General features: G+C 73.2%; 7 protein-coding genes and 5 pseudogenes. 3 read left to right on the plus strand and 9 right to left on the minus strand.

Annotated elements, in window-relative coordinates:
- Positions 1-34: 34 nt before the first annotated feature.
- The 7 genes and pseudogenes from ABEB13_RS38515 to rhaI form a co-directional block, all read right to left on the minus strand.
- Positions 35-676 (minus strand): LutC/YkgG family protein, encoded by a 642-nt coding sequence (locus ABEB13_RS38515; protein WP_345709263.1) that lies wholly within the window; start codon positions 674-676, stop codon positions 35-37.
- Positions 673-2,106: pseudogene (locus tag ABEB13_RS38520) on the minus strand (lactate utilization protein B). The gene ABEB13_RS38515 and the pseudogene ABEB13_RS38520 overlap by 4 nt, the downstream one beginning before the upstream one ends.
- A pseudogene (locus ABEB13_RS38525) lies at positions 2,103-2,896 on the minus strand ((Fe-S)-binding protein). Before ABEB13_RS38525 ends, ABEB13_RS38520 begins: the two co-directional pseudogenes overlap by 4 nt.
- A 44-nt stretch (positions 2,897-2,940) precedes the next feature.
- Positions 2,941-3,950, minus strand: a pseudogene (locus tag ABEB13_RS38530) (rhamnulokinase).
- Complete coding sequence (locus tag ABEB13_RS41005; RefSeq protein ID WP_425559941.1) at positions 3,926-4,426, minus strand: hypothetical protein; 501 nt, start codon at positions 4,424-4,426, stop codon at positions 3,926-3,928. Before ABEB13_RS41005 ends, ABEB13_RS38530 begins: the two are co-directional and overlap by 25 nt.
- 158 nt (positions 4,427-4,584) lie before the next feature.
- A complete protein-coding gene (locus ABEB13_RS38535) occupies positions 4,585-6,624 on the minus strand; it encodes a bifunctional aldolase/short-chain dehydrogenase (protein WP_345709264.1) in 2,040 nt (679 codons plus the stop codon).
- Between the two features lie 123 nt (positions 6,625-6,747).
- On the minus strand, positions 6,748-7,914 hold the full coding sequence (gene rhaI, locus ABEB13_RS38540) for an L-rhamnose isomerase (protein WP_345709265.1): 1,167 nt from the start codon (positions 7,912-7,914) through the stop codon (positions 6,748-6,750).
- Between the two features lie 399 nt (positions 7,915-8,313).
- On the opposite strand from rhaI, the gene ABEB13_RS38545 reads away from it, so the two are divergent.
- The 3 genes and pseudogenes from ABEB13_RS38545 to ABEB13_RS38555 all read left to right on the plus strand — a co-directional run bounded on the left by ABEB13_RS38545 (position 8,314) and on the right by ABEB13_RS38555 (position 10,223).
- Complete coding sequence (locus ABEB13_RS38545; RefSeq protein WP_345709266.1) at positions 8,314-8,634, plus strand: L-rhamnose mutarotase; 321 nt, start codon at positions 8,314-8,316, stop codon at positions 8,632-8,634.
- Positions 8,635-8,668: 34 nt separating this feature from the next.
- A pseudogene (locus ABEB13_RS38550) lies at positions 8,669-9,702 on the plus strand (LacI family DNA-binding transcriptional regulator).
- A 104-nt stretch (positions 9,703-9,806) separates the two neighbouring features.
- The gene (locus ABEB13_RS38555; RefSeq protein ID WP_345709267.1) at positions 9,807-10,223 is read left to right on the plus strand and encodes a hypothetical protein; all 417 of its coding nucleotides are present in this window, start codon (positions 9,807-9,809) and stop codon (positions 10,221-10,223) included.
- Between the two features lie 125 nt (positions 10,224-10,348).
- Here the strand turns inward: ABEB13_RS38555 and ABEB13_RS38560 are convergent, their stop codons facing one another.
- On the minus strand, positions 10,349-11,278 hold the full coding sequence (locus ABEB13_RS38560; protein ID WP_380230451.1) for a DUF6807 domain-containing protein: 930 nt from the start codon (positions 11,276-11,278) through the stop codon (positions 10,349-10,351).
- Positions 11,279-11,280: 2 nt separating this feature from the next.
- Positions 11,281-12,410 (minus strand): annotated as a pseudogene (locus ABEB13_RS38565) (Gfo/Idh/MocA family protein).
- Positions 12,411-12,464 lie beyond the last annotated feature (54 nt).

Raw genomic sequence — 12,464 nt, forward strand, 5'->3', positions numbered from 1 at the left:
AGCCCAGGTCCGTCGCCGCGCCCCGCGGCGGCCGTCACGGTACGAGCAGCAGCACGACCTCCAGGGTGCGGGGGCCGTGGACGCCCTCGACGCGGTCGAGCTCGATGTCGCTGGTGGCGGAGGGGCCGGAGATCCAGGTCTGCGGCCGGGCCGGGTCGAGCCGCGGCAGTGCCTGCGCGACGGACGCGACGACCTGGTCGGCGCGGACGACGCAGACGTGGTGGTCGGGCACGAGGGTGAGGACCCGCCGTCCCTGGCCGGGGCCGCTGTCGAGGACGATCGTGCCGGTCTCCGCGACGGCGAGGGCGCAGCCGGTGACGACGCTGTCCACCTCGTCCAGCCTGTGCGCGGTCAGCGATGCGTCGTCGGGCACCTCTGCGGCCGCTGCCTGCGCCAGCCAGCCGGCGGGCAGGCCCGCGGGGACGGCCACCGTCCGGCTGCCGCGGTCGGCGAGCAGACGGGCCAGCAGGGCCGGCAGGCCGTCGGGCGTGGTGCGGTGGACGTGCGCGCGGTAGTCGGTGAGGTGGTCGGCCAGGAGGTCCAGCAACGCGGCCGGTTCGTCGCTCACGTGCGCCGGCCGGTAGGCGCGCTCGGGGGTGCCGGGCTCCTCGTGGTCGGGGACGTCGGTGAGCGCCGCCCGGATGCGGGCCAGGACGGTGTCGCGGGCGGTGGTCATCGGCTGCCGTCCTTGCGGTTCTTCTTCCACCAGTCGCGGAAGGGTTCGGGGGCAGGGCGGGCAGGTCGCGGGTGTCCGTCCAGGCCTTCGCCGGCCCCGGGAGGGGAGCCTCCTCGGGTGCAGGCCGCGGGTCCGGGCGGCGACGCGTTCGGCGGCGCCGAGGGCGGCGGGGTGGTCGAGCAGCCAGGTCGCGGCCTTCATCGCGGCCCGTTCCGCACGGTGGCCCTCGCCGCCCTCGGCCACCTGTTCCCGCAGGTGGACGAGGACCTCCGGGATGTCGATCGCGACCGGGCAGACCTCGTAGCAGGCGCCGCAGAGCGTGGACGCGTACGGGAGGGAGGCGTCCACCTCGCTCTGCAGGCCGCGCAGTTGGGGGTGAGGATGGCGCCGATCGGTCCGGGGTACGGGGAGCCGTAGGCGTGGCCGCCGGCCCGTTCGTAGACGGGGCAGACGTTGAGGCAGGCGGAGCAGCGGATGCAGCGCAGGGCCTGCCGGCCGACCTGGTCGGCGAGGGTGGCGGTGCGGCCGTTGTCGAGCAGCACGAGGTGGAACTCGGACGGTCCGTCGCCGTCGGTGGTGCCCGTCCACATCGACGTGTACGGGTTCATCCGCTCCGCGGTGGAGGAGCGGGGCAGGAGCTGGAGGAAGACCTCCAGGTCGCGCCAGGTGGGGATGACCTTCTCGATGCCGACCACCGAGATCAGGGTCTCGGGCAGGGTCAGGCACATCCGGCCGTTGCCCTCGGACTCGACGACGACCAGGGTGCCGGTCTCGGCGACGAGGAAGTTGGCGCCGGAGACGGCGACCTTCGCGCGCAGGAACTTCTCCCGCAGGTGGAGCCGCGCCGCCTCGGCGAGGTCGGCGGGCCGGTCGGTGAGCCCGTCGGGGGCGGGGCGGCCCCAGCGGCCCATCGCCTCGGTGAAGATGTCCCGGATCTCGCCGCGGTTGCGGTGGATCGCGGGGACGAGGATGTGCGAGGGCAGGTCGTCGCCGAGCTGCACGATCAGTTCGGCGAGGTCGGTCTCGTAGGCGGTGATGCCCTCGGCGGCAAGGGCCTCGTTCAGGCCGATCTCCTGCGTGGCCATCGACTTGACCTTGACGACCTCGCGCTCGCCCTTGGCCTTGACCAGGTCGGCGACGATCCGGTTCGCCTCCGCCGCGTCCGCCGCCCAGTGCACCGCTCCGCCGGCGGCCGTCACCGCCTCCTCGGCCTGCAGCAGGTAGCGGTCCAGGTGCCGGAGCGTGCGGTCCTTGATGTCCCTTCCCGCTGACCGTAGTTCGGCCCAGTCGTCGAGTTCGGCGACGGCCGCCGCGCGCTTGTCGCGGATGGTGCGGGTGGCGTGGGTGAGGTTGGCGCGCAGCTGAGTGTTCCTGGTGGAGGTCCTGGCGGCCTCGGGGAAGGCGGGCATGCCGAGGTAGGTGCCGCTCATGCGGTCCGGCTCCTTGCGGTGGGGCCGGCCCAGCCGGCGCCGGTGGGGTCGTCCTCGGTGCAGGCGAGGATCTCGGCGATGTGCAGGGTGCGCAGTGGTGCGTCCTGGCGGCGCAGGGTACCCCCGATGTGCAGGAGGCAGGAGTTGTCCGCTCCGCAGAGGACGTCCGCGCCGGTGGAGAGCGCATTGCGGACCTTGTCGCTGCCCATGGCGGCGGAGACGTCCGGGTTCTTGACGGCGAAGGTGCCGCCGAACCCGCAGCATTCCTCGGCGCTCGGGAGCTCCCGCAGTTCCAGGCCCTTCACGGCCTGCAGCAGGCGGCGGGGCCGGTCGCCGAGCCCGAGCGTGCGCAGGCCGTGGCAGGACGGGTGGTAGGTGACGGTGTGCGGGAAGTACGCGCCGACGTCCTCGACGCCGAGGACGTCGACGAGGAACTCGGTCAGCTCGTACGTCCGGGGGCGAGGGAGGCCGCGACGTCGGCGAGCTCCGTGCCCCTGCCCTCGGCGGCCGCCCGCGCGCCGATGCGCGGATAGCCCTCGCGCACCATCGCGGCGCAGGAGCCGGACGGGGTCACCACGTAGTCGTGACCGGCGAACGCCCGGCCGGTGCGGCGGACGAGCGGTTCGGCGTCCCGCCGGTAGCCGGTGTTGTACTGCGGCTGCCCGCAACAGGTCTGCCCGGCCGGGAAGTCGACCTCGACGCCGAGACGCTCCAGCAGCGCCACGACGGCCTGGCCGGTGCGCGGGTGGACGGCGTCGTTGACGCAGGTGACGAAGAGTGCGACACGCATCGCAGCTTCCTTCTTCGGTGCGGTGGTGCTCGGGTGACGACCGGTCATGCGAGGCCGACCCGGGCCGCGGCGGAGGCCCAGGCGCTCTCCGCGCCGCGGGGCCGGTAGCTGCGCAGGTGCTGGCTTTCCGCGACCAGCTTACGCATCTCCTCTCGGTCCGGGACGATGCCGTGGGCGCGGGCCTGGACGAGGACGTTGCCCAGCGCGGTGGCCTCGGCGGGGCCCGCGATGACGGGGAGTCCGGTGGCGTCGGCGGTGAGCCGGCACAGCAGCTCGTTGCGGCTGCCGCCGCCGACGAGGTGGACGACCGCGACCTCGCGCCCGGAGAGGGCGGCGGCCTCGCGGACGGCGTTGCGGTGGCCGATGGCGAGGCTCTCCAGGATGCACCGCACGACGGCGCCCTGGTCGGCGGGCGGGGTCTGGCCCGTCCGGCGGCAGTGGGCCGCGATGCGGGCGGGCATGTCGCCGGGGAGAGGAACTCGGGGGCGTTCGGGTCGACGACCGCGGCGAACGGCCGGGCGGCGGCGGCCCGGGCGAGGAGCGTGGGGAGATGCGAGAGCTCCCCGCGGGCCTCCCAGGCGCGCTGGCACTCGCTCAGCAGCCACAGCCCCATGACGTTGCGCAGATACCGGACGGTGTCGTCGATGCCGAGTTCGTTGGTGAAGTTCGCGGCCCGGGAGGCGTCGCCGAGGACGGGCCGGTCGAGTTCCAGGCCGACCAGGGACCAGGTGCCGCACGAGATGTACGCGAAGTCGGTGGTGGTGGCCGGGACGGCGACGACGGCGGACGCGGTGTCGTGCGAGGCGACGGCGGTGACGGGAGTGCCTCCCGGCAGGCCGGTGTGGGCGGTGACGGCCGCCCGCAGCAGCCCGGCCCGGTCCCCGGGCCGCCGCAGGGGCGGCAGGAGCCGCGGATCGAGGCCGAGCGCGCCGACCAGCGGCTCCGACCAGATGCCGGTGCCGGCGTCGAGGAGCCCGGTGGTGGAGGCGTTCGTCGCCTCGGCGCCGATGCTGCCGGTGAGCCAGTGGGTCAGCAGATCGGGGATGAGCAGCAGGGTGCGGGCCGCGTCGAGGACGGGGTGCCCCGGGCCGCGGCGAGCTGGTAGATCGTGTTGAACGGCAGATGCTGCAGGCCGGTGATCCGGTACAGCTCGGCCGCGCCGACCTTGCTCCGGACGTCATCGGCAACGCCGTCGGTGCGTCCGTCCCGGTAGTGGTACGGGTTGCCGAGCAGGGCCCCGGTCGCGTCGAGGAGCCCGTAGTCGACGGCCCAGCTGTCGATGCCCACGGACGTGATGTCCGCGCTGCGGGCGGCCTCGCGCAGCCCGTCCAGCATGCCCTGGTGGAGCCCGAGGATGTCCCAGTGCAGGCCGGTGGGCAGCTGCACCGGGGTGTTGGCGAAACGGCGGACCTCGGTGAGGTCGAGGGTCCGGCGGCCGACGCGGCCGACGACGACCCGTCCGCTGGTGGCACCGAGGTCCACGGCCGCGAAGGCGGAGGCGGACGCGGCGGAGCGGGCACTGGACGTCACGGTGGTTACCTCGGCGGGGCTCGGGAAGCGGGGTGAGGGGGTGGACCGGCGGTGGCGCCGCCGGTCCACCGGCACTCCGGTCCGGACGCCGGCCGGCCCGGCAGGGGGAGCGGCCCGGCCGGTGCCGCGGCTCGGAGTGGTGGTGGGGTCGGGCGGGGTCAGCGCAGGAAGGCTGCGGCGACACCGGCGTCGACGGGGATGTGCAGACCGGTGGTGTGGGAGAGGTCGCCGCCGGTCAGGGCGAGGACGGCGTTGGCGACGTGCTCGGGGAGCACCTCGCGCTTGAGGAGGGTGCGCCGGGCGTAGAACTCGCCGAGCTCCTCCTCCGCCACCCCGTAGACGGCGGCGCGCTGGGCGCCCCAGCCCGCGGCGAAGATGCCCGAGCCGCGGACGACGCCGTCGGGGTTGACGCCGTTGACCCGGATGCCGTGCTCGCCGAGTTCGGCGGCCAGCAGCCGCACCTGGTGGGCCTGGTCGGCCTTGGTGGCGGAGTAGGCGATGTTGTTCGGGCCGGCAAAGACGGCGTTCTTGGAGGCGATGTAGACGATGTCGCCGCCGAGGCCCTGCTCGATCATGAGCCGGGCGGCCTCGCGGGAGACGAGGAAGGAGCCGCGGGCCATGATGTCGTGCTGGCGGTCCCAGTCCTCGGCGGTGGTCTCCAGCAGCGGCTTGGAGATCGAGATGCCGGCGTTGTTCACCACGAGGTCCACGCCGCCGAAGGCGAGGGCCGCGGTCCCGAAGGCCTCGGTGATCTGCTCCTCGGACGTGACGTCGACGGTGACGGCGACCGCCCGGTCGGGGCCGCCGAGCTCCTCGGCGACGGCGGCGGCGCCGGTGCCGTCGCGGTCGGCGACGACCACGCAGGCGCCCTCGGCGGCCAGGCGGCGGGCGATGGCCCTGCCGATGCCGGAGCCCGCCCCGGTCACCAGGGCGACGCGTGCGGCGAGCGGCCTGGGCTGGGGCATCCGCCGGAGCTTCGCCTCCTCCAGCGACCAGTACTCGATGCGGAACTTCTCGCGCTCCTCGATCGGCGCGTACGAGGAGACGGCCTCCGCGCCGCGCATGACCTGGATCGCGTTGAGGTAGAACTCACCGGCCACCCGGGCGGTCTGCCCGTCCTTGCCGTAGGAGAACATGCCGACGCCGGGCACCAGGACGATCGCGGGGTCGGCGCCGCGCATCGCCGGCGAGTCGGCGGCGGCGTTGCGCCGGTAGTAGGCGGCGTAGTCGGCCCGGTACTGCCGGTGCAGTTCGCGCAGCCGGGCGACGGCCTCGTCCAGCGGCGCGTCCGCAGGGAGGTCCAGGACCAGCGGGGCGACCTTGGTGCGCAGGAAGTGATCCGGACAGGAGGTGCCGAGCGCGGCCAGCCGCGGGTGCTCGGCGCGGGCGAGGAAGTCCAGCACCGGTGCGGCGTCGGTGAAGTGCCCGACCTGCGGGAGGTCGGTGGAGGCCAGGCCGCGGATGACCGGCGCGAGCGCGGCGGCGCGGACGCGCCGTTCGGCCTCCGGCAACGCCTCGCGGCCGGGCAGGACCGCGCCGAACGGGTCGGCCTTGCCGCGGTCGGCGATGAACGCCTCGGCGGTGCGGATGATGTGCAGTGAGTTCGCCTCGGCCTCCTCGCTGGTCGCGCCCCAGGCGGTGATGCCGTGGCCGCCGAGGATGCAGCCGAGGGCCCGGGGGTTGGCCTCCTTGATCGCCGCGATGTCCAGGCCGAGCTGGAAGCCGGGGCGGCGCCAGGGCACCCACACGACGGTGTCGCCGAAGCACTCGGCGGTCAGCTTCTCGCCGTCGGCGGCGGTCGCCAGCGCGATCCCGGAGTCGGGGTGCAGGTGGTCGACGTGCGCGGCGTCCACGAGACCGTGCATGGCGGTGTCGATGGACGGGGCGGCGCCGCCCCTGCCGTGCAGGCAGTGGTCGAACGCGGCGACCATCTCGTCCTCGCGCTCGACGCCCGGGTACACGTCGGCGAGGTCGCGCAGCCGGTCCAGGCGCAGGGCGGCGAGGCCGTCGCCGGTGAGGGTGCCGAGATCGCCGCCCGAGCCCTTGACCCAGACGAGTTCGATGTCCCGGCCGGTGACGGGGTCGATGGCGGTGCCCTTGGCGGAGGTGTTGCCGCCGGCGTAGTTGGTGTTCCGCGGATCGGAGCCCAGGCGGTTGGAGCGTGCCAGCAGCGCCTCGACGGTGGGGTGCGACGTCATGGTGGAAGTCCTCGATGGAGTGGGGGAACCGGTCGGCCGGGCAGCGCGCAGGGATGGTTGCCCGGAGCCGGGCCGGCACGGTCTCGGGCGCCGGGCCGGGCAGGGCCGGGCAGGGCAGGGCGCTCAGGCGCCCCAGCCGGCCTGCGTGCCGCCGACCCGGGTGGCGGCGACGTGGTCCTGCCACCCGGTGGCGGCGTAGGCGGCCAGCGGGTCGGGGTGCAGGCCCTGCTCCTCCCGGACCTCGCGCAGCAGCGGGCGGACATCGGTGTTGTAGGCGTCCATCAGCACCGCGTTCGCGCCGAGCACGTCGCCGGCCCGCTGGGCGGCCCGCAGTGCGTCCAGGTCCACCAGCAGGGCCTTGGCGGTGGCCTCCTGGACGTTCATCACCGAGCGGATCACCGCGGGGATTTTCGCCTCGATGTTGTGGCACTGGTCGAGCATGAACGCGACCTGCCGCTCCTTCTCGAAGCCGCCGTTCTTCGCCACCTCGTGCAGGATCCGGAACAGCTGGAAAGGGTCCGCCGCACCCACCATCAGGTCGTCGTCGGCGTAGAAGCGGGAGTTGAAGTCGAAGGCGCCCAACTTCCCCTCACGGAGCAGGAACGCGACGATGAACTCGATGTTGGTGCCCGGCGCGTGGTGGCCGGTGTCGACCACGACCTTCGCCTTCGGGCCCAGCCGCAGGCAGTGTGCGTAGCTGGTGCCCCAGTCCGGCACGTCGGTGGCGTAGAACGCCGGCTCGAAGAGCTTGTACTCCAGCACCATCCGCTGATCCGCGCCGAGCCGGGCGTAGACCTCCGACAGGCCCTCGGCGAGCCGTTCCTGACGTGCCGTCATGTCGTCCTGGCCCGGGTAGTTGGTGCCGTCGGCGAACCACAGCTTCAGATCCCGCGACCCGGTCTCGTCCATGATGTCGACGCACTCCAGCAGGTGGTCGACCGCCTTCCGCCGCACGCGCGGGTCGGGGTGGGCGACCGAACCGAGCCGGTAGGCGTCGTCCTGGAACGTGTTGGAGTTGATCGCCCCCAGCCGCAGCCCGCGCTCCTTCGCGTGCACGGCCAGCGCCGCGTAGTCGTCCACCCGGTCCCACGGGATGTGCAGGGACACCAGCGGCGCCACTCCGGTGGCCGCGTGCACCTGCGCCGCGTCGTCCAGCTTCTCGAAGGGGTCGCGTGGCACGCCCGGCTGGGCGAACACCTTGAACCGTGTCCCCGAGTTCCCGTACCCCCACGAGGGAGTCTCGATCTCCTGGGCCTTCAGTGCGGCCTTCACCGCGGACAGGTCGGGCATGGCGATCCTTACGAAGTGGGTGCGGTGCGAACACGGGCCGGGAGTCCGGGCGGCGGCGGCCTGCCGGGCGTCCGCGATCAGGCGCAGGCGGCGTAGCAAAACGTTTCAACCGGCTTGAGAAGGGACGGTAGACTCGTGCCGGTTCATGGTCAAGGGCCCTGCGTGATCCGCGCGGCCGTGCACCCGCTCCTCGCAGCGGAATTCGCCGACAACTCGACGTCCCCCGCCGGGCGTTGACGGCAATGCGGCGAACGGACTAGGGTGTGAGCGATCGATTGAATCATTTCATATCGATGGTGGCTCTGAGATGGCTCCGAGGCCCCCGGCTGGCATGTTCGACGGCCGGCGCGGGTGCGGCCCCGGAGCCGCGCCGGCGAACCGACCCAGGAGGAGAGTCCTGTGCAACGTGTCTGCTTTCTGCTGAAGGTCCGCAAGGACCGGCTCGAGGAGTACCGGCTGCGCCACGAGAAGGTGTGGGCCGAGATGCAGGAGGCGCTGACCGCCGCCGGCTGGCACAACTACTCCCTGTTCCTGCGGGAGGACGGCCTGCTCGTCGGCTACCTGGAGACCGAGGACTACGACCGGGCCAGGGAACTGATGGACACCGCCGAGGTGAACACCCGGTGGCAGGAGTACATGGCAGACTGCTTCGAGCGTGAGGAGGGCGACGTGCCCCATGGCGCGGCACACCCGCTCGCCGAGGTCTTCCACCTCGCCTGACCGAACCGCCCGAATCGAGAGGAAACCTGCCGACTTGGCACGCACGGTGGGCATCAAGGACGTCGCGCGACAGGCCGGGGTGTCGGTCGGCACTGTCTCCAACGTCATCAACCGCCCGGACCTGGTCTCCGCGGACACCCGCATCCGGGTGGAGTCCGCCATCGCGGCGCTCGGCTACGTCCGCAGCGAGACCGCCCGGCAGCTGCGGGCCGGGCGCAGCCGCGTGATGGCACTGCTCGTCCTGGACATGGGCAACCCCTTCTTCGTCGAGGTCGCGCGCGGCGCCGAGAAGGTCGCGCGCGAGAACGGCCTGATGGTGATGCTCTCCAACAGCGGCCAGGACCGGGCCGAGGAACGGGAGTACCTCGCCCAGTTCGCCCAGCAGCAGGTCCTGGGGGTGCTGCTGTCCCCGATCGACGGCAACCGCACCGATCTCAGCGCGCTGCGCCGCGGTGGCATCCCGGTCGTGCTCGTGGACCGCGGTGCGGAGCGGGAGGAGGGCTGTTCGGTCTCCGTCGACGACGTGCTCGGCGGCACCCTCGCGACGCGCCACCTGATCGAGACCGGCAACCGGCGGATGGTCTTCGTCGGCGGCCCGCTGATGCTGCAACAGGTGCAGAACCGCCTCGCCGGAGCGCGGCAGGCCGTCGCGGAGGCGGGACTGCCCCCGAGGCGCTCGCCGTGGTGGAGACCGAGCGGCTGGACATCGCCGCCGGCCGGGACGCGGGGCAGCGTCTGCTCGGCCTGGGACACCGGCCCACCGCCGTCTTCTGCGCCAACGACCTGCTCGCCCTCGGCGTCCTCCAGTCGCTGTTCGCCGTCGGCGTCCGCGTCCCGGAGGACATCGCTCTCGTCGGCTACGACGACATCGAGTTCGCCGGCGCCGCGGCCATCCCGATCACCTCCGTGCGCCAGCCCGCCTACCAGATCGGCCGCACCTCCGCCGAACTGCTCATCGCCGAGACGGTCGAGGAACCGGACACGCACGAGCACCAGCGCATCGTCTTCCAGCCGGAGCTGGTGGTCCGGGCCTCCACCATGCGACGCCCGACGCCCCCCGGACACTGACGGGGCCCCGGCACCGGGTTCGGGGCTCATGTTCCCCGCCGGGTCGGAGCGGTGGCGCCGCTGAGTCGGCGGTAGGGTCGGCCTGCATGGGAGCGAGCGGGTGGTTGTACTTCGTGCCTTTCCAGCGGAGCGAGCAGGCAGCGCTGGACTCTCTCCGTGAAGAGGTTTTCGCGCGCGATGCCGACTACTACCGGGAGGAGGGCGTCGAGTCGCCGGCTGCCCTGATGGCGGGCGGTTGGCTGGAGGAGCAGGGAGCGCATTCGGTTCTCGATGTCGATCGCGTGGTCCGCTGCGAGCCCGACGCGGAGGAGGTCGGCGACGTCAGGGTGGTCGAAGGGCCGGAAGTCGTCGAACTGTTCGGCACGGCGACGCCCTCCCACGAGACGGTCGAGCAGGCCGTCAAGAGCCGTCGTCGCGAGTGGTTTCCCCCGTTCGACCGGGGCTCCGGTTGCTGCACTGTCGTGTACGACGGCGGCAACCGCCCGGAGGCCCTGTGCTTCTGGGGCGTCACCGGGGATTGATGCACGGCAGCCGAGTCGACCGGGCCGTGCGACCGTGAAGGCCTCGCCCGGCTTCTGCCGGGTCTGCGCGATCGCCGCGCGAAGCCGGGCGGGATCCGCCGCGGCGTCCGGGGTCGCTCCGGGCGTCAGAACGGGTGCCGTTCGAGATGGTCCGTGATGCGCGCCGCGTCCCAGGCGCCGTCGGCGACGGTGATCCGGTAACGGCGGGTCAGCTGTTCGCCGCGGGCGAGGGCGAACTCCTCGTGGAAGGCCCATGAGGGGTTGAGGACGGGGTAGGTACTGCTCCGGACGAACCAGTGCGTCCGTGGCCCGCTCCCGGCCTCGGGGGACTCCATCACGACGGTGGAGGAGCGGTCGACCTCGTCGTGGACCCCGCAGAACGCCAGCCACGGGCCGGGCCTCCCCATCAGTTCCTCGCCGCCGCCGTCCGGGCCGATGACCTCCCCGTCGGTGAAGGAGCGGGGGCCGCGCCACACCAGGCCGCTGTAGCCGGCGAGCGGCCGGCCCTGCGTGGTGGGGCTGCCGAAGCGCAGCGGCTCGCCCCGCAGTGCCGTCAGCTCGGTGCTCCAGACCAGCTCCCACACGTCGTCCCCGAGCACGGCGGCGGTGATCCGGCGGCGCTCGGTGAGCCACGGCTCCCCGGCCCGGCTCAGCCAGGAGAGCCGCTCGTCGACCCGCCCGTCGCCGACCGCCTCGAAGGCGTCGTGGCGGATGCTGCCGTGGTTGTCCACGTCCGCGTACCGGCCCAGCTCGCGGACGTAGCTGCCGCCGCCCCAGAAGTTCTCCCCGGACAGGTACGAGGCGGTCAGCTGCAGCCCCTTGTGCCAGCGGTGGTCGTGCGGGCGGTAGGCGGTCACCACGTCCCCGGCGAGCGTGCGCAGCGGGTGGATGTAGGGCTTCGGCGACTCGGCCGGCTCGGGGTCGCCGGGGTACACGTAGCGCAGCAGCTGCACCCCGGCCGCCTCGAAGGTGACGGCCGCACCGTCGTCCTCGGTCCGCACGGCGGTCCTCACGGTCGTCCCGACCTCCGTCCCCGCCTCCGTCCTGACGTCCACGCTCACGTCCAGCCTCCCGGACGGTCGGGCGTCCCACCGTGCAGGGCGGCGTGGAACGGATCGCCGGGGCCGATCTCGCCGGCCTTCACCGTGGCGTCGGTGAAGGCGGACTTGTAGAGGGCGCTGACCAGTTCGAGACTGGTGCGCCCGTCGGCCCCGCTGGCCCGCGGCCGCCGCCCCGCCCGCAGGTCGCGCAGCAGCGAACGCAGCTGCGCCAGATGCGAGCTGGGTACGTCGGCCCCCATGTCGCGCCAGGTGGCGAGCTCCTCCGGGGCGACCCCGGGGGCCGGGGTGATCCGCCAGTTCTCGTTCGCGTGCTGGTACAGGTGGGTCAGCTCGACGGTGCCGCGCTCGCAGTCGATCCGGATCCGGCTCGTCTCGTCTGGGCTGACCACGCTGTTGACGACGGTGGCCAGGGCGCCGCTGCCGAAGCGGACCAGCGCGGTGGAGACGTCCTCGGTCTCCACGTCGTGGACCAGCCGTCCGGCCATGGCCCGCACCTCCGACCACGGCCCGAGCAGTTCCACCAGCAGGTCCATCTGGTGGATGCCGTGGCCCAGCGCGGGGCCGCCGCCCTCCGCGGCCCAAGTGCCGCGCCAGGGCGCGGCGTAGTACTCGGCGCCGCGGTACCAGGTGGTCTGGCAGTGCGCCACCAGCGGGCGGCCCATGGCCTGCCGCTCGATCAGGGAGCGGACGTGTTCCGCCCCGAGCCGAAGCGGTGTTGGAAGACGATGGCCGCGTACGGTCCGCCGTCGGTGCCCTCGGCCGCCTCCATGGCGGCGAACTCCTCCAGCGACCGGGACGGCGGCTTCTCGCACCAGACCCAGGCGCCGGCCCGCAGCGCCGCCACGGTCTGCTCCCGGTGGAAGGCCGGCGGCGAGCAGATGCCGACCAGGTCGGGCTGCTGCTCCGCGAGCATGCGGTCGAGGTCGGTGTAGGCGTGCGGCACGGCGCCGTCGGCGCAGAACGTGCGCACGGAATCCTCGTCGATGTCGACGGCGGCGACGACCTCGACCTCGTCGGCCAGCGTGCGGAACGCCGGGAGGTGCGAATGGCGGGCGATGGCCCCGGTGCCGACCAGCGCGGCCCGGATACGCCTGCCCTGTGGAGTGCGCGGAGACAGGGTGAACACTTCCTCTCGATGACGGTGCCGCGCTCGCCGTCGGACGACCGGTGCGGGTTGCGG

Source organism: Kitasatospora paranensis, from assembly GCF_039544005.1.
Lineage (GTDB): Bacteria > Actinomycetota > Actinomycetes > Streptomycetales > Streptomycetaceae > Kitasatospora > Kitasatospora paranensis.